Origin of the sequence: Hubeiibacter jixunmingi, assembly GCF_041928215.1 — a bacterium.
Lineage (GTDB): Bacteria > Pseudomonadota > Gammaproteobacteria > Pseudomonadales > Moraxellaceae > Acinetobacter.
In genome coordinates this window covers 1-18093 of record NZ_JBHFHK010000048.1, presented here as the reverse complement: position 1 = coordinate 18093, position 18093 = coordinate 1, and the positions used below count along the sequence as shown (strand labels likewise).

The 18093-nt window shown below is 39.7% G+C and carries 13 protein-coding genes and 1 pseudogene; 9 read left to right on the top strand and 5 right to left on the bottom strand.

Annotated elements, in window-relative coordinates; genetic code table 11:
* Positions 1 to 255 precede the first annotated feature (255 nt).
* Together ACEYX7_RS08060 and ACEYX7_RS08055 are read right to left on the bottom strand one after the other, a co-directional pair.
* The gene (locus tag ACEYX7_RS08060) at positions 256 to 585 is read right to left on the bottom strand and encodes an ASCH domain-containing protein (RefSeq protein WP_374803084.1); all 330 of its coding nucleotides are present in this window, start codon (positions 583 to 585) and stop codon (positions 256 to 258) included.
* Positions 586 to 708: 123 nt separating this feature from the next.
* Positions 709 to 984: a DUF2798 domain-containing protein gene (locus ACEYX7_RS08055; protein ID WP_374803086.1), complete on the bottom strand. Its 276-nt coding sequence runs from the start codon at positions 982 to 984 to the stop codon at positions 709 to 711.
* 103 nt (positions 985 to 1087) lie between these two features.
* On the opposite strand from ACEYX7_RS08055, the gene dinB reads away from it, so the two are divergent.
* From dinB to ACEYX7_RS08015, 8 genes and pseudogenes are all read left to right on the top strand, one after another.
* Positions 1088 to 2167 carry a DNA polymerase IV gene (gene dinB / locus ACEYX7_RS08050; protein ID WP_374803110.1) on the top strand — a complete coding sequence of 360 codons (1080 nt, stop codon included), beginning with the start codon at positions 1088 to 1090 and terminating at the stop codon, positions 2165 to 2167.
* 227 nt (positions 2168 to 2394) lie between these two features.
* The gene (gene ald, locus ACEYX7_RS08045; protein ID WP_374803088.1) at positions 2395 to 3507 is read left to right on the top strand and encodes an alanine dehydrogenase; all 1113 of its coding nucleotides are present in this window, start codon (positions 2395 to 2397) and stop codon (positions 3505 to 3507) included.
* Between the two features lie 234 nt (positions 3508 to 3741).
* Positions 3742 to 4242: pseudogene (locus ACEYX7_RS08040) on the top strand (hypothetical protein); the annotation flags it as partial.
* 761 nt (positions 4243 to 5003) lie between these two features.
* Positions 5004 to 5942 carry a bifunctional demethylmenaquinone methyltransferase/2-methoxy-6-polyprenyl-1,4-benzoquinol methylase UbiE gene (gene ubiE, locus ACEYX7_RS08035; protein WP_374803090.1) on the top strand — a complete coding sequence of 313 codons (939 nt, stop codon included), beginning with the start codon at positions 5004 to 5006 and terminating at the stop codon, positions 5940 to 5942.
* Positions 5943 to 6030: 88 nt separating this feature from the next.
* On the top strand, positions 6031 to 6699 hold the full coding sequence (locus ACEYX7_RS08030) for a hypothetical protein (protein WP_374803092.1): 669 nt from the start codon (positions 6031 to 6033) through the stop codon (positions 6697 to 6699).
* 12 nt (positions 6700 to 6711) lie between these two features.
* Entirely contained in the window at positions 6712 to 8328 is a 1617-nt protein-coding gene (locus ACEYX7_RS08025) for an ABC1 kinase family protein (RefSeq protein WP_374900416.1), read from the top strand.
* Positions 8329 to 8418: 90 nt separating this feature from the next.
* On the top strand, positions 8419 to 9870 hold the full coding sequence (locus ACEYX7_RS08020; RefSeq protein ID WP_374803096.1) for a capsule assembly Wzi family protein: 1452 nt from the start codon (positions 8419 to 8421) through the stop codon (positions 9868 to 9870).
* Positions 9871 to 9986: 116 nt separating this feature from the next.
* The gene (locus ACEYX7_RS08015; RefSeq protein ID WP_374803112.1) at positions 9987 to 11495 is read left to right on the top strand and encodes a UvrD-helicase domain-containing protein; all 1509 of its coding nucleotides are present in this window, start codon (positions 9987 to 9989) and stop codon (positions 11493 to 11495) included.
* Positions 11496 to 11560: 65 nt separating this feature from the next.
* Here ACEYX7_RS08015 and ACEYX7_RS08010 read toward each other — a convergent pair whose 3' ends face one another.
* On the bottom strand, positions 11561 to 13282 hold the full coding sequence (locus tag ACEYX7_RS08010) for a cation acetate symporter (protein ID WP_374803098.1): 1722 nt from the start codon (positions 13280 to 13282) through the stop codon (positions 11561 to 11563).
* Between the two features lie 13 nt (positions 13283 to 13295).
* The gene (locus ACEYX7_RS08005) at positions 13296 to 13622 is read right to left on the bottom strand and encodes a DUF485 domain-containing protein (protein WP_374803100.1); all 327 of its coding nucleotides are present in this window, start codon (positions 13620 to 13622) and stop codon (positions 13296 to 13298) included.
* Between the two features lie 226 nt (positions 13623 to 13848).
* Between ACEYX7_RS08005 and ACEYX7_RS08000 the strand changes: the two genes are divergently transcribed.
* Positions 13849 to 17343 carry a hybrid sensor histidine kinase/response regulator gene (locus ACEYX7_RS08000; protein ID WP_374806591.1) on the top strand — a complete coding sequence of 1165 codons (3495 nt, stop codon included), beginning with the start codon at positions 13849 to 13851 and terminating at the stop codon, positions 17341 to 17343.
* Positions 17344 to 17457: 114 nt separating this feature from the next.
* Here ACEYX7_RS08000 and ACEYX7_RS07995 read toward each other — a convergent pair whose 3' ends face one another.
* Positions 17458 to 17730 carry a hypothetical protein gene (locus ACEYX7_RS07995; RefSeq protein ID WP_374803104.1) on the bottom strand — a complete coding sequence of 91 codons (273 nt, stop codon included), beginning with the start codon at positions 17728 to 17730 and terminating at the stop codon, positions 17458 to 17460.
* Between the last annotated feature and the right edge of the window lie 363 nt (positions 17731 to 18093).

Sequence of the window (18093 nt, the reverse complement as noted above, 5' to 3'; positions counted from 1 at the left end):
TTGGCTGTCGCTAAAGCCCTTGATTGTTTCGTATCTCATCTTGTCATTATATCAAAACTTTCGCAAGAGGTCTAATAAATATTGCGTATGCTTTTATTTTGAAAAAGGCTGATAAAATTTTTGCGTAAATAGTAGATGGTAAATAAACCGCCACTTACCATCAAAAGCAATACAAGAAAAATAGTCATCTCTGGCATAATTTAAATCCTTATTCATTTTAAATCATTGCACGAACTTCATTTAAAATGGCAAATGTTATAACACTTTTATTACTTTGAATTTTTCAAAAATCAACCACATTTCAGGGTCAAAGCAATGTTGTCTGCCAAAAAAATCTTTATGCCCTATTTGCCAATAATCTAGGCTCAAATCACCCTCACCTTCTTGTCGTGCTAAATCAGCATCCACATCACAATATCGGATGATAAATTGGGCGGTATTTTGAATGATACAAGCGGGTTGCTGATGGCTATCCGTAATGATTTGTAGGCTACCTACAGGCGGTAAAGGATCTTCTAAATGCCAAGCCAAAGCAGTGCATGTAGCAGTTTTTTTTGCCTGATAGTACCAATGCCAATAACTCATCCGCAAGTTCAGCGTTATCACCAAATGACCAATGTGGTAACTGAGACATATCAATATCATACGTATTTTGCATAAAATTCCTTTTGCATATCTTGAATAAAATAAACTTATTATGGAAACAAATTATTGACTAGGTGGCATTTGCACAATTTTCCCTACGATTTTACGCACTAAAGGCAAGACTACAAGTACAGTCGGAAAAGCAATCGCCCATGAAATCATCCAGCCACGCAACCAAATCCACATAAATCCATCGACCAAGCCAATGGCTTTAAAAATATTAATGCCAGAAATAATGCTACTCATCACAAAAGATAAAATCAAAGGCATAACATACGCTGCTGATTTTGCAGGGAGTTTTTTGACTTTACCAAAAATATAAGGTGATTGTTGTGACATCTTTTTCCCCCTGAGCTGTTGTAGTTGATGCGAAATTTGGTACTGTGGTCGCTTCATTGCTATAATCATAGCACGGTATTTTCAAAAGTATAATGCATTGTCTATCCGAAAAATTATTCATATTGATATGGATGCTTTTTATGCGTCAGTGGAGTTGCTGACACGTCCAGAATTAGCCAATCAACCGATGATTGTGGCGTATGATCGTCCACGCTCGGTGGTCACTACTGCCAATTATATCGCCCGTCAATATGGCTTACGTTCTGCGATGTCGGTAGCAAATGCCAAAAAACGCTGCCCACAAGTGGTGATTGTTGAGCCGAATTTTGCTAAATATCGACAAATTTCCCAGCAAATTCATGCTATTTTTGCACGTTATACCGATTTGATAGAACCCTTATCTCTGGATGAAGCTTATTTGGATGTCACCGATAATTTGCAAGATTTACCATCAGCCACTGCGGTAGCGGAACAAATTCGTGCGGATATTTTCCGAGAAACAGGGCTGACTGCATCGGCAGGCGTTGCACCGAATAAATTTTTGGCAAAAATTGCATCAGATTGGCAAAAACCCAATGGCTTATTTGTGATTAAACCCAGTCAAGTGGCTGATTTTATTCCACAACTTAAGGTAGAAAAATTTTTTGGCGTGGGAAAAGTCACTTTACAAAAAATGCACGCATTAAATTTGTTTAGCATTGCTGATGTACAAAAATTGAGTGAAATTGAACTCATTAAGCATTTCGGTGAAAAATTTGGACATCGCCTGTTTTTGTATGCGCAGGGTATTGATGATCGAGCAGTACAAAGCCAACGTGAACTGCAACAAGTATCTAAAGAAATTACGCTACTACAAGATATGTATTTGTCAGAAATTGCATGGGCGGAGTGGCAGGATTTATCACAACAAGTGTGGCATTCTTTACAAAAAAAGCAACTTGATGCCTATGGCGTGCAAGTCAAATTGAAAACCAAAGATTTTAAAACCTTACAACATAGTAAACGTTTTCAACAGCCAATCAATGATTTAGCCAGTTTAAATTTAGCAGTACAACAACTATTACAACATTTTCAACATACTGTACAACAAGCAAAACAGGCTGAGTTATGTTTAAGATTAATTGGTGTAGGAACTTTTGCTTTAAGTGGAAAAAAACAACAATTGCAATTGATTTTATTATAAAAAAATGTTAGAAAATAGAAAGAATGTAACTTGTTAATAGTATAGCTTTAAAAAATGTACATACAAATCATACGTATAGAATGCGTGTTATTTTAATCGGATTTTTTTATAAAAAATCAAACATGACATAAAAAGTTAATCATTATTGCCAAAAGATATGATAGATTTGTTTCTAACCAATATTGGTGAAACCGATTGAAATTGTCGATAGACAAAAGGAGCAAACAGTGAAAGTTGGTATTCCAAAAGAGATTAAAAATAATGAAAACCGTGTAGGTTTAACACCAAGTGGTGTACATGCATTATGTAGCCGTGGACATGAAGTTTTGGTCGAAACTGGTGCAGGTTTAGGTTCGCATTTTAGTGATGCAGAATACCAAAAAGCAGGTGCACGCATGGTGTCTGCAAGCGAAGCATGGTCCGCTGAAATGGTCATCAAAGTCAAAGAACCACAAGCCAGTGAATACGCTTATTTCCGTGAAGATTTAACCTTATTTACTTATCTGCACTTGGCAGCAGAGCCTGAATTGACCGAAGCTTTGCTTAAACATAAAGTGACGGGTATTGCTTATGAAACTGTGCAATTGGCAGACCATTCTTTGCCATTGCTTACACCAATGAGTGAAGTCGCTGGTCGTATGAGTGTACAAATTGGTGCACAATTTTTACAAAAATTTTATGGTGGAAAAGGCATTTTGCTCGGTGGTGTACCAGGTGTACAAAAAGGTAAAGTGACCATCATTGGTGGTGGTATCGCAGGGACTGAAGCCGCTAAAATGGCAATTGGCTTGGGTGCGGACGTGACTATTCTTGACTTGAGTCCAAAACGCTTAAAAGAATTGTCAGAGTTATTTGGCAATAATGTACAGACCTTGATGTCAACGCCGAGCAATATTCAAGAATCCATCCAAAACTGTGATTTGGCAATTGGTGCAGTATTGATTCCTGGTGCATCAGCACCAAAATTGGTATCTGAGCAGATGATTGAAAGTATGGCTGATGGTGGTGTGGTGGTCGATATTGCTATTGATCAAGGCGGTTGTTTTGCGACAACTGACCGCATTACCACGCATGATAATCCAACTTATGTCAAACATGGCGTGATCCACTATGCGGTTGCCAATATGCCAGGGGCGGTAGCACGTACTTCAACAATGGCGTTGTCTAATGCAACATTGCCTTATGCCTTGGCTTTGGCAGATAAGGGTTATGTGCAGGCGTGTAAAGAGAACTTACCTTTGCAATTAGGTCTGAATACGCTAAAAGGTCATGTGGTGTATAAAGCTGTTGCCGAGGCAATGGATCTAGAATACACAGACGTGCAGACATTATTGACTTAAATTGTTGTAATGAGGCGTTTAAATGCCGTTGATACTAAGCTATCAGCGGTATTTTTTTTGGTTATTTTACTGAGATAATTTGCCAAGAAATGAAATATAAAAAAGTGAAAAACTACAAAACAATGTTATTTGTAATCATTTAGATACAATAAGCCTGTACTAGTTACATACATCTTATGTAACAATAATTGAGCAAATTAAATGTAATATTCTGACAATTTTTGAGAGGCTACCATGGCATTAAAAGAGCAAGACATCCCGAACACAATTGACCCAAGCATTGATTTGGAAAAGGCACGTGCAGAAAGTTTAGAAATGATTAAAAAACCTGCTTATATGTCAGCAGGTGCTGCAGTCATTCCTATCCCGTTCTTTGACCTTGTAGTTGACGTGGGTATCTTGAGCGTACTTTTACCAAAGATTAATGAAAAATTTGGGCTAAACAGCCATCAACTCAGTGTCTATGATTCTCGCACAGGCAAAGTTGATTGGTCAGCAGTAACTAAACGTGCTACTGAGCTGAGTGGTTTTGTGCTAACACGTACTGCAGTGCGTGCGGGTATGAATGGCATGGTGACCAAGTTTGTTTCAAAACAAGTATCCAAATTTATCCCACTAGGTGGCTCTTTGGTGGCTGGCAGTATCGGCTACTTAATCATGAAAAAAGTGGCTGAATCACACGTTGAAGAATGCTATAACACTGCTAAGCGTATTCGTGCTGAACAAAAGGCACAAGGTCTAGTATCGCAAACTGACAGCACAACAGCTGATAGCGAGAATACGACTGCAAAAAAGCCTGAACAGGCAAGTGATACTGCTGGTGTGGCGGTGGTTACGAGCCTGATGTCAAATGTTAAAGACACTGCTCATGAAATCTTATCAGCAGATGACAAATTGGCAGCACTGAAAGAAAAAGCGTTGCAAGCCAAAGATTTTGTCACTGAAAAAGTTGAAGAGATTACACATAGCGAATCAGTTGAAAATGTGAAAGATAAAGTAGAGCATTTAAAAGCTGACTTGCATGACAAAGCAGAGCAAGTGAAGCATCAGGCAGAGCAAGTCGTTAGCGAAAGCAAAGATAAAGTCGCTGAGTTGGTCGATGAGATCAAAGCCGATGCTGAAAAAGTTGAACAAACTGCAAAAGAAATCAAAGCAGAAGTCGCGAATAAAGTAGAAGATCTAACAGATAAAAAATCTGTTGAATCTGACGCTGAAGCAGATCAAGCTGAAGAAAAAACGATGGCTGACTTGGTTGCTGAAGTTAAAGCTGAAGCACAAAATGACAAAGAAGATGTCAAAAGCAAAAAGAAATCGTAATTGATTCTATGCTGAAACAAAAATAAAACCCGCACTTGCGGGTTTTATTTTTTATTTGAAGATAATTTAACCATCATAAAGCTGAATATTTTCACAATTTTAACCAAGTCTTTTATGGCAAAATATGTTATGGTTATCGATAAAATTTTTTAGCTTAAAACCTATTCTCGGGGAAAGTCATGTCTGAACAAGCCAATCAAAGCAACAAAAAAATCAGTCCTTTTTTGACGGATAATTTTGCAACATCAGAACATCGTCAACAGCCTACACAAGGGCAACAGCAGACTTTAGAGCAACTCAAACAACAACAAAATGGCTCAAACCCATCTAAAGTTGCGGACTATAATTTACCTAAAGGTGCAAATACAGGTAATGTCGGCGATACCACGCATTTTGGCTATAAAACTGTTAATACCGATGAAAAAGCCCAAAAAGTCGCTGAAGTTTTCCATTCTGTTGCCAGCAAATATGATTTGATGAATGACTTAATGTCTTTTGGTGTGCATCGCTTGTGGAAACGTTTTGCCATTCAGATGTCAGGCGTACGCCGTGGACAACACGTGCTAGACATTGCAGGTGGCACGGGTGACCTTGCCAAAGTATTTAGCCGTGAAGTCGGTGAGCAAGGTCATGTGGTGTTATCAGACATTAACCAATCCATGCTGGATGTGGGTCGTGATCGTTTGCTTGATGCGGGTTGTACCAATGTCGCGTTTGTACTGGCGAATGCCGAAACTTTGGAGCCATTTAAAGACGAAAGTTTTGACTTAGTCACCATCAGTTTCGGTTTGCGTAATGTCACCGATAAAGATGCTGCTTTGCAAGCCATGTATCGCGTGTTGAAACCAGGTGGTCGTCTGTTGGTATTAGAATTCTCTAAGCCAGTATTTGAACCGTTTGCCAAGCTTTATGATGCTTATTCATTTACTGCTTTGCCGTTGATGGGCAAACTGGTGGCAAATGATTCAGAAAGTTATCGTTATTTGGCAGAATCGATTCGTATGCATCCAGATCAACGCACGTTAAAAAGCATGATGGAAAATGCAGGCTTCCAAAATTGTGATTATCACAATTTGACAGGTGGTATTGTTGCGGTACATCGTGGTTTTAAATTGTAATTTAAAAAAAGTGCAGGGTACTTTGGATTTTAATTCACTAAAATTCAAAGTATTTTTATGATAAATAACTGAGTTTTGGGTTTGGTATATGTTGGCAATTTTGGCATTGGGTGCAGCACAACGCATTATTAATCAAGTGATTGATTTGGATAGTATTACACGGCAAAATCTAAATCAATTGCAAGGGCAATTATTGCGAGTCAATATTGCATCGCCAATGCTAAGTGTAGATGTTTATTTTGATGAGAATAAAATCCGACTAGAGCCAACCCCAACAGGTCATAGCGAAAGAGTAAGTATTTTTGAACAACGTCCTTTTGATGATAGCCAAAAAATTCAATCAGCCAATGCGACATTGAATCTGGATACTGCGGTGCAGGGTTTGGCATTATTAAAGATGTCGGATGATGAGTTTAAGAATATTCCGCTGGAAGGCGATTATCAATTATTATTTAAGTTACAAAGTATTCTCAAACAAAGTCATTTTGATTTGGCATCGACGCTAAGCCCTTGGGTGGGTGTCAATGTTGCCAATCAATTGGCGCGAGTGCAAGAGCTACCTAAAGCAGCAATGAAAAGTGCCAAAAGTGCTGAATTTATTATCACAGATAGCTTGCAAAATGAAAGTGGTTTATTGGCAAGTCAATGGCAAATGAATGAGTTGCAACAAGAGTTGTTGTTACTCAATCAACGCATAGACCGCTTAGATGCACAGCTCGAACAGGCATTGCAGACACAGACCGCACAAGGACAATAATAGGCTAAAAATATGATTCCACATCTTTCTCGTTTATTACAACTTTGGTCGATTGCAGCCCATTATCGCCTTGATACTTTGGTGGAAAAACAAGACTTACCACCCGCACGACCATTGGTCAAGCTATTACAGATGCACCCTGCGGCATGGTCGTCTAAGCAAAAAGACAATCCATTAAAGTTAAAGCAAGCCCTTGAAGACATGGGGCCTTTGGCAATCAAAATGGGGCAGTTGCTTTCTACACGTCGTGATTTGATTCCACCTGAGATTTTACAACAACTTACCTTATTGCAAGACCGTGTTAAGCCTTTTCCAGTCGACGTGGCAAAACAACGTATTCGTGAATCGTTTAAAACCGAAATCGATACGCTATTTAGTCGTTTTGATGATACGCCACTTGCGGCAGCATCGATTGCTCAAGTACATACCGCTGCGCTTCATGATGGGCGTGAAGTGGTGGTGAAAGTCACTCGCCCTGATATTCGTCAGCAAATTATCCAAGACTTTGAAATTTTACAATGGCTAGGGCAATATTTAGAACAACGCTTGGAAGCAGCGCGTGCTTTACATTTGGGTGAAATTATCCAAGATTATCGCAGTATTATCCTGAATGAATTGGACTTGACGATTGAAGCGGATAATACTCGCCGTATGCGTCATCATTTTACTGGTTCAAGCATGATGTACGTGCCTGAAGTGTACATGGATAGCTATGATGTGATGGTGGCGGAACGTATTTCGGGTGTGCCAATTTCCGATACTGCGACCTTTGATGAATTGGGCATGAGCCGTGCCGATTTGGCAGAAAAAGGCTTAACCATTTTCTTTACTCAAGTATTTCGCGATAACTTTTTCCATGCCGATATGCACCCTGGCAATGTCTTTGTGGAAACTTTAAATCCGCAAAATCCACGCTATATTGCCTTAGACTGTGCCATTATGGGCGAGCTGTCTAAATCAGATCAAATGACTGTGGCACGTATGCTGTTGGCGGTGATGAATAGCGACTTTATGCAATTGATTCAAATCGTGCATCAAGCGGGTTGGATTCCGCCGAATACTGATAAAGATGCCTTGGCAAGAGAGATGCGTCGCACTGTAGGCCCGATGGTGTCTAAGCCGATGCATGAGCTTGATTTTGCAGGGATTCTTTTGCAAGTCATGGATATTGCACGACGTTTTCATTTAGAAATTCCACCACAATTGATGCTACTATTAAAAACTTTGGTGCATGTTGAAGGTTTGGGCACGGATTTATATCCAGATTTGGATATTTGGAAATTGGCAAAGCCGATTCTTACCGATTGGATGAAGCAACAAGTCAATCCTGCCAAAAATATCAAAGAAATCGGACAGCAGCTGCCAGACTTTTTATTGGGTATGCAGGATTTACCAAGTGTCGTAGTAGATAGTATCAATGGCCTGAAAAATCAAAGCTATTGGCAAGACCGTCAGCATCGAGAATTACAACAATTACGCTTAGATATGCTAGAGCAACAACGCCGTAATTGGCTATTTGGCAGTAGCATATTGATTCTATTGGCGATTGCGGTGATGACACTATGGTATATTGCGATTGTATTGGTGATTTTAAGTGTATTGCTCAGCATTTGGCGGATGAATAAATAATTCTGCCAAAGTTTCTTCGCTACAATTCTGTAATGAATATTAGCGCTAAGCGGTTTATAATACAGCACGCTTTTATAGTTGGATTGTTCCATGTTTGCTCAAAAATTGTTGTTTACTGCTGTTTGTTGCGGTGTTGCCATCAGTAGCCAAGCCTTTGCTCAAGGTATTATTTTAAATCATGACAGCTTACGTCAAGATTTGAATTGGCTGAATCAGCAAGGCGTTATTCAGCTGAGTACGTCGACTTGGCCATTAAGTGGTACAGCGATTGCACAAGCACTACAAGATGCAAAAGTGAGTACATCTACACAGCAAAATATTTTAGAACAAGTCCAAAAGCAGATTGCGGCACAACAAGCCCCTATACGTACTCAGCTTTATGCCAGCAGCGATATTAAAAACACACCTATGGCGTTTGATGAACAACAACAAGCTCAATTTCAAACAGGCTTACAAGGCAATGCTGGCGGCGAAAATTGGGATGCTCGTCTAAATCTAAATTTGCAACAGGATATGCGTATCGACAGCAAGCATCGATTGAATGCTGAAGGTTCATATTTGGCAGGCAAAGTATGGAATCAGTGGCTGATTGCGGGTCAGATTCCAACTTGGTGGGGACATGGTGCTGATGGTAGTTTGATTCGTGGTGATGCCTCACGTCCAGTGTATGGTGTGACCATGCAACGTGATGCACAAAAAGCATTTGAATCAAAGTGGTTGTCATGGATTGGACCTTGGCAATATCAGGCATTTGCTGGACAATTGATGGATTATACTGCTATGCCTAAGGCAAAATTGCTTGGTATGCGTGTGACTGCTCAGCCTATCCCAAGCCTAGAATTGGGCGTATCACGTACTTTGCAAATTGGTGGTGGTCAAGGCTTATCAACCAAAGGTTATCTCAATGCCTTAATCGGACGTGACAATGCTTATATGTCAGATCCAAATTATTCTAGAGAAGTTGATCCATCCAATCAATTGGCAGGATTTGATGCACGTCTAAATTTGCAACCGCTCACTACATTACCAGTCAGTGTTTATGGACAAGCGATTGGTGAAGATGAAGCAGGGAAATTACCTTATAAATTTCTTTTTAGTGCTGGTGCGGATGTAGCGACACAAGTTGCTGATAAACCAGTATATCTCTATGCTGAATGGGCGAATACAGGTACAGGCAATCAGTTTAAACGTATTAGCTATCAACATCATATTTACCGTGATGGTTACTACCAGCAAGGTCATTCACTTGGTCATGCACTCGGTGGTGATGGTGAAATGTACAGCCTAGGTGGTAAAGTACAACTTGATGAGAAAAATCAGTTGCAAGCCCGTGCTTTACATGCCAAAGTGAATCAAACCAATTTGACCACCAACAAAGCATTTACGCAAAATGACCGTTTAAATAGCTTGGAAGTATCATGGACACGTGATTTTGACGTGGCACAAGCAACCTTGCAAGCATGGACAACGCAGTCAGCTCAACATGGTCAAGACAGTGGTGTGGGCTTAAAATTAGACATTCCTGTTTTGCCAAACAAATAATTTAGCTTATCGAAAAGCAAAATCATCATAGATGGTTTTGCTTTTTATTTTTGCTTTTTCTTGGATAAATATATAGGTAACTACTTTTGAATGATTTGACAGACAGCAATTTATCAATCGCACAACTATTACAAGCAGCAACAGCAGAGCAAGTCACTGCCATTGATAATGCACGTCTAGGACATTCATTTAAGATTATTGCTTATGCAGGGACAGGTAAAACTACTACTTTACAAATGATTAGCCAAGCCATGCCCGAGCGTAAAGGATTGTATTTGGCATTTAACAAAGCCATTGCTACCCATGCTCAAAACCGCTTTGGGCGGAGTGTGGATTGTCGTACTTTTCATTCTTTGGCATATCGCAATGTGGATCGGCAAATTACCGATAAATTGCGTTTGCCACGACTTAGCCCAAGCCATCTCGCCAAGGAATATCGCCTTGAACCGATTATGTTGCGGCGTTTGGTGGGTAGTCGTTATGAACAGCATTTGATTTCGACCAACCGCTTGGCGAATTTGATTTCCAATGGTTTAAGTTATTTTTGTTCTACCAGTTCTGGTTATCCTGCACCACGGCATATTCAAGTACCTGAATGGTTACATCCTGATGATGCCAGTGCCTTACAACAGCATCTTTATCCTGCTTTGGAGCGACGCTGGTTGGATTCGATTTATCCGCATCATCATGCCGGAATTGGGCATGATATTTATCTGAAACTTTGGGCATTGTCCGAGCCGACCATTCATAGTGATTATATCTTGTTTGATGAAGCGCAAGATGCGGATCCATTGATGCTCGGCATTTTACTCAAGCAAAAACATAGCCAAGTGATTTATGTTGGGGATGCCCATCAGCAGATTTATGAGTGGCGTGGGGCGGTGAATGCCATGCAAAAATTACCTTTACCAGATAGTCGCCTGACCACGTCTTTTCGTTTTGGTGATGCGATTGCCGATGTGGCGAATGATTTATTATCCGCCTTGGATGAAACTGTGCCTTTGCATGGCTATAGCGAGATCAAATCCAAAGTGGTGAATAAACCACATACCAAAATGCGTGATGCGATATTGTGTCGTACCAATGCCCGTGCCATGGAACTGTTATTAAGCGGTTTAATCGCAGGTGATAAAGTTAGCTTGCAAGCCGACCATCAGCGTTTAATCCGTTTTATGGATGCCGCAACGGCGTTAAAACAAGGCAAACGTGTGACTGATGTGCCGGAATTAGCTTGGTTTAATACTTGGTCTGAAGTGCATGAATATTGTGAAACCAATGATGGCAGTGATATTAAACCGCTAGTGAAATTGGTCGATGAACATGGCACAGCACCGCTGAAACAAGCCTTACAAAAAGTCAGTCCGATTGAGCATGCCGATTATGTAATTTCGACTGCACACAAGGCAAAAGGCTTGGAGTGGCATCGTGTGCATATCGAAAATGACTATCAGTTTAAGCAAAATAAATTGGATTATAAAATCAGCCCAGAAGAATTACGCCTGCTATATGTTGCCTGTACCCGTGCCAAATTAGAGCTAAATATTCATCATATTTATGATTTGATGCAACATTTAAAAAAATCAGCCTTAAATAAAAACAAAGAAAGAATAGCAAAAGAAGCTTAATTTTTTTCAAATATAAGCATAAAAAAAGCCCCCGTAGGGACTTTTTTTGTAGCAATGACTTTCAATTAGTGGTCAGATGCACCAGATGCACCAATACCAGTGACTGAGCGTACATATTGCTCATCAAACTTAGCTTTCTCAATACGAGATTGATTTGACTTATCTGTTACTGAGAAGATATAGCACATGATGAATGCCAACAACATAGAGAATAACGCTGGGTTAGTCATGTTGATAATCGGATCTTTCGCCATGTTCAAAGTATCTACCCAAACTGCTTTGGTACAGATAATCAACACTAAAGCACTGAACAAACCTGACAAACCACCAATTACCGCACCGCGTGTGGTCAAACCTTTCCAGAACATAGACAAGACTAATACTGGGAAGTTTGCAGATGCTGCCACCGCAAATGCCAAGCCAACCATGAATGCAACGTTTTGTTTTTCGAACATAATGCCCAAGAACATTGCAAAGATTGCCAAACATAAAGTTGCGATTTTAGATACGCGTAACTCTTGTGCTTCAGTTGCTGTACCACGTTTGATCACGTTGGCGAACAAATCGTGCGATACTGCTGATGCACCTGCAAGGGTCAAACCTGCGACTACCGCAAGGATGGTTGCGAACGCAACTGCAGAGATAAAGCCTAAGAATAAGTTACCACCAATCGCATGACTCAAGTGAATCGCCGCCATGTTACCACCACCAACAAGGGCTAACTTACCTGTTTCAGCCATTTTCGCAGCATCTAAGTAAGCAGGGTTGTTGGCAACAAGAAGAATTGCACCGAAACCAATGATGAAGGTCAATAAGTAGAAGTAACCGATAAAGCCAGTTGCGACAACCACTGATTTACGAGCTTCTTTGGCATCTTTTACCGTAAAGAAACGCATCAAGATATGTGGCAAACCTGCTGTACCAAACATCAAGGCAAGACCAAGCGAAATCGCATCAATCGGTGATTTCACCAAGCTACCCGGCCCCATGATTTTGGTTGCTTCTTCCAAAGTCTTGTGGTTCGCTGTACTGTAGGCTTGAATGGCTTGTTTAAACATTTCTGGTAAGCTAAAGCCAACATGCTTAAGTACCATAAATGCCATGAACGATGCACCAGACAATAACAAGGTCGCTTTAATGATTTGTACCCATGTTGTTGCCAACATACCACCGAACATCACATACGCCATCATCAAGATACCGACAGCAATGACGGCAATTTTGTAGTCCAAACCAAATAATAATTTGATCAACTGACCTGCACCCACCATTTGTGCAATCAAATAGAATGCAACAACCACAAGTGAGTTAAACGCAGCCATGGCACGTACTGGACGTTCATCCAAACGGAAAGACACCACGTCAGAGAAGTTGTATTTACCCAAGTTACGTAAACGTTCTGCAATCAAGAACAATACGATTGGCCAACCTACCATGAAACCTAAAGAGTATAATAAGCCATCATAACCTGAAGTAAATACCATTGCGGAAATACCCAAGAATGATGCTGCCGACATATAGTCACCAGCGATAGCTAGACCATTTTGGAAGCCAGAAATACCGCCACCACCTGTATAGAAGTCACTGGTGGATTGGGTTTTACCTGCTGCCCATTTAGTAATAAATAAGGTTGCACCAACGAAGATAATGAACATGATAATCGCTGTCCAGTTCGTTGGTTGTTTTTGTGCCTGACCAGTTAAGGCATCTGCCCATGCCGCATTTGACATGATGCTTGCCATCAAAGCAATGGCACTGGCTTTAAACCAATTTATTTGATTTTTCATAATTCAACTGTCCTTAGTGTTTGTTGGCAATACTACTAACTTCTTCAATGGCTTCACGATTTAAGCGTTCAAAAGAGCTGTTTGAAATCGCTGCATAGATCCAACATAATACAAATGACAGGACGATTACGCCTGCTGCCATTGGTACACCATAAGTCACCACACCATCCGCTGAAAAAGTCTGCTTTAGTAGTTCCTTATCATAGGCAACCAACAAGGTAAAACCCACATATACAAATAGCATCAATGCGGTTAAACTCCAACTGAGTTTACGTTGTTTTGTCACCATTTCCTGAAATTTTGGATTTTCCAAAATACGTTTTACTTGAGCATCATCCATATTCCTTCTCCTCAAACTTGCGTTTTAGCTCAACCAATCACATCAAAAGCATTACAGTCTTTTTGCCATGCTATAACACTAACAAGATGTTTTGTGATGGTAACTTAGACTTTGGTCTTGATATAGCGGTTTTTTTATTATTTTTTTCGATTTAAGCAGCTTATTTAGCGAAAATTACTTTTTAATGTTAAATTAAGCACATATTGATTTTTATATTATAGCAATTATGAATGCACAACTGATTATTGGAATATTGGCGATTTATATCAGTTTATTATTTGCCTGTGCGTTTTTTGGCGAACGTTATGCCAATCGCTTATCCAATAAAGCAAGAACAATTTTATTTAGCTTAACACTCGCAGTGTACTGTTCATCGTGGACATTTTACGGGGCAACAGGTGTGGCAGTTAATCAGGGAATTTTATTTCTACCGATTTTTTTTGGTCCAATTTTATTTTTGTGGTTAGGTCATGATATTTGGCGACGTTTGGGACAAATCCGTCAAAACCATGCCATTTCTTCTATCGCTGATTTTATTTCCGCACGCTATGGCAAATCGGCAGGTTTGGCAGCATTAGTCACAATATTGGCTGTTGTTTCAGTTATCCCTTATCTGGCATTACAAGTTCATGCGATTTCATTAAGTTCGTCAATTATATTTGAGCAGTCTACAACAGATGCCTCGACACATTATGGGGTATTGTTCCTGACAGCAGTACTGGCGATATTGGCAATGATTTTTGGTACACGCCATATCGTGAATACGGAGCAACATGGTGGTCTCATGCTTGCAGTGGCGTTTGAATCAGTGGTAAAACTTTTTGCACTGCTGGCTGTTGCACTCTTCGTCCTAGTACAAACGGATAATAGTCTTTATTTAGTAAAAACTGATATTCAGCAGCTCATCGTGGATTTACAGCATGAAGGTTTGCCAGGAAGTTTTTGGACACAGACGATTCTTGCTGCACTGGCGATGATTTGTTTACCACGTCAATTCCATGTCGCTGTGGTTGAGTTGCGTGGGGAAGAGCATATCCGTGGTGCAAGATTATGGTTTACTGCATACTTATTTATCATTTGTGCGGCGATCATACCCATCGCATCTTGGGCATTGCACACACCTTATTTGCCTTTTGCAGATAGTGCAGTATTAATGCTACCAATGAGCTACGGTAATGACTGGCTCACTATATTGGCATTCTTAGGTGGTTTTTCGGCATCTACAGGAATGTTATTGGTGTCTTCAGTAGCGTTGTCTATTATGTTGAGTAATGATTTGATCATGCCGATATTATGGAAATTAAAAATCATTTCCCCAATGGATGCTCATCTATCACAAAAATTAAAATTTATTCGTCGATTGAGCATTCTCACTGTAATTGCTTTGGGATTTGGTTTCTTTTGGCTATTTGAAGACATTAAACAACTATCAGTTTTTGGTTTGTTGGCATTTAGTGCGGTAGCACAATTTGCACCTGCCTTGATTGGTGGATTATATTGGCGTGGGGGCAGTAAACAAGGCGTGTATGCGGGATTGCTCGCTGGATTTAGCCTGTGGGCATATACTTTATTATTCCCAACTATTCTGCGTATTTTGCCAAGAGAATATCAGACTTGGGCAAATTCAGTGTTAAGCGAAGGCTTATTTTCTATATATATTTTACAACCCGAAGCATTATTTAACTTCAATACTTTGCATCCGCTGACTCACGGTATGATTTGGTCTTTGGGTGCAAATATTTTATGTTTTTATTTTATTTCTCGACGTTATCGTCCACGTATTACTGAACAGATCCAAGCAGAAAGTTTCTTCTTTTATCAAAAAGATCAGGATGCTTTAGTAAATTTAAAAGATAATATTCCTGTATATGAAAATGTAGCCAAGATTAAATTGGAGGATCTGATCGCTTTATGCCAAAAAATAACAGGGAATGAATATACACAATATGATTTTGAGCAATATGCTAGACATAATGAATTAAAATTTTCCCCACAACAAAATGCTGACGACGTTTGGTGGAGATTTAGTGAGCAATATCTGGCAGCAATTATTGGTGCAGCATCAGCACGTACGCTACTTACCACGGCTTTAATGGATAATGGTATCGCCGTTGGTCAAATCGCCAATGTACTGGATCAAGCATCACAATGGCAACGCTTCAATCAAAACCTCATCTTGACCATGATTAATCATCTTACTCAAGGGGTCAGTGTTATCGATGAGAATTTACGTCTGGTCGCATGGAATGAACAATATCTTAAATTGTTTAATTACCCCAAAGAATTGGTTTACGTTGGGCGTCCGATTGCCGATTTGATTCGTTACAATGCTGAACGTGGTGAGTGCGGTCCAGGTGAAGTCGGAGAACACGTGCGTAAACGTGTGCAATGGATGCAAAAGGGCAGTGAGCATGAATTCGAACGCCATCATGCAGATGGTCGAGTTATACAAATGCGTGGTAAGCCCATTGAGGGCGGTGGTTTTGTGATGACCTTTGCTGATATTACTGCGTTCCGACAAAATGAGGCTTTGCTGGAGGCGAGAGTAGATGAGCGTACTAGACAATTGCAACATGCACTAAAAGAACAGCAAATCGCCCGTGAACAAGCCGACCTTGCCAATCATTCTAAAAGTCGTTTCATCGCTGCTGCCAGTCATGACTTATTGCAACCGATGCACGCTGCACGTTTATTTAGTGCGGCTTTGGAGCATAGTAATTATAGTGCAGATGATAAAAAAACTTTGGAGCAGTTGGATCGTGCGTTATTTGGTGCAGAGAGTATGCTATCTGCTTTGTTAGATATTGCGAGATTAGAAGGTGGTTTTTTAAAGCAACAGCGTAAATCTTATTGCTTGCAAGATTTATTTGATGATTTATTTTTGCAATTTGACACGATTGCAAAGCAAAGAGGCATTGAACTCAAAGTACATCCAACCAAATATTGGATTGATACGGATCCGCAATGGATTCGTCGAATTGTGCAGAACTTACTCAGTAATGCTCTACGTTACACTGCATCGGGTCGAGTGATTGTCGGTGTATTGAACCACAGCCAGTATCGTAATCATCTGCGTTTGGGGGTGTGGGATACAGGGTTAGGTATCGATGAAGAACAGCAAAAAAAGCTATTTCATGAATTTGAACGTGGTGGACATGTTTCGCCATGGGGTGAGCAAGGTTTGGGATTGGGCTTATCTATTGTAGAGCGGATGTGTCGCCAGTTAGGCTATCCAATCAGAGTCTATTCGCAGCGTGGCAAAGGCTCATGTTTTATGATCGATATTCCCAAAGTGCCTACACCGAAAAAAGCACAGGCTATTTCAGTAAATCAAATTATGCGTCAGAGTAGCAAACAGGTGCTACAAATTTTATGTCTGGATAATGATGTGGCGATTTTGGATGCGATGCAAGTTTTATTAGAAAAATGGGGCTATCAATGTCATTTGGCACAAGAACCTGAACAGGCTAAACAGATGTTGCAACAACATCGTATCGATGTAGCATTGGTCGATCAACATCTTAATCAAGCTCAATATGGTTTGGATTTTATTTTACAAGCTCGAGAACAAGCCTTGAATTTGCCTAAAGCTGTGGCGTTATTGACTGCAGATACCGATCCTGATTTGCCTGAAAAATTAAAAGCCGTAGATATTACCTTGTTGGCAAAACCAATTAAACCCGCATCGTTACGGGCATTTTTGGGGAGTATTAAAAAGTAGGTTACTTCTGTTTATAGAAATGATGAATCAAAAACCAATTCAGAATTGAATAAAAACTGAATGGGTTTCAAATACATAGACTACGTTTTTGCTTTGATGCGTTTGATAATTTACCTACAAAATGAGCAATGTAAATTTATGATTTTCTAAGCTATATTTGATGATTTCGCCATCATCATATTGAATGCCAAAATTGTCTTGTGCTACTTGATTTTCAAGGATAGATTGCACATGATTTAGAATGATTGTAAATGGTGTTTCACCATCATTTGCCATCTCGCATTTGATAAAAATATTTTGATTAATCGTTTCGACTGCAACGATTGTTGCACTGTTTAAAATTTGATAAAGATGATTATCATCTAATTGCTGTATATCATAAATCATGATGTATTCCTAATTTAACGTGAGTTCGGTTTTAAAAGATATGCTTTTGTTGTAATTATATGATTTTAAAGAAGTAGGGTGTGAGAAACATTGTTTCGCAAGACGCACCATTTTAATGCTGTTTTCTGAAAGGTGCGTAAGACGCACCCTACATCCGAATTAAAAGTTTCACATAAAATCAAATGCTTAAATTCAAACTTATCCCGAACTCACGTTAATTTAAACCTGTAGAAAATAGATTAAATAAATATTTCAAAGCATTATTTTGCGAATAGTATTCTACATCAGACCTCTTGCGAAAGTTTTGATATAATGACAAGATGAGATACGAAACAATCAAGGGCTTTAGCGACAGCCAATTTA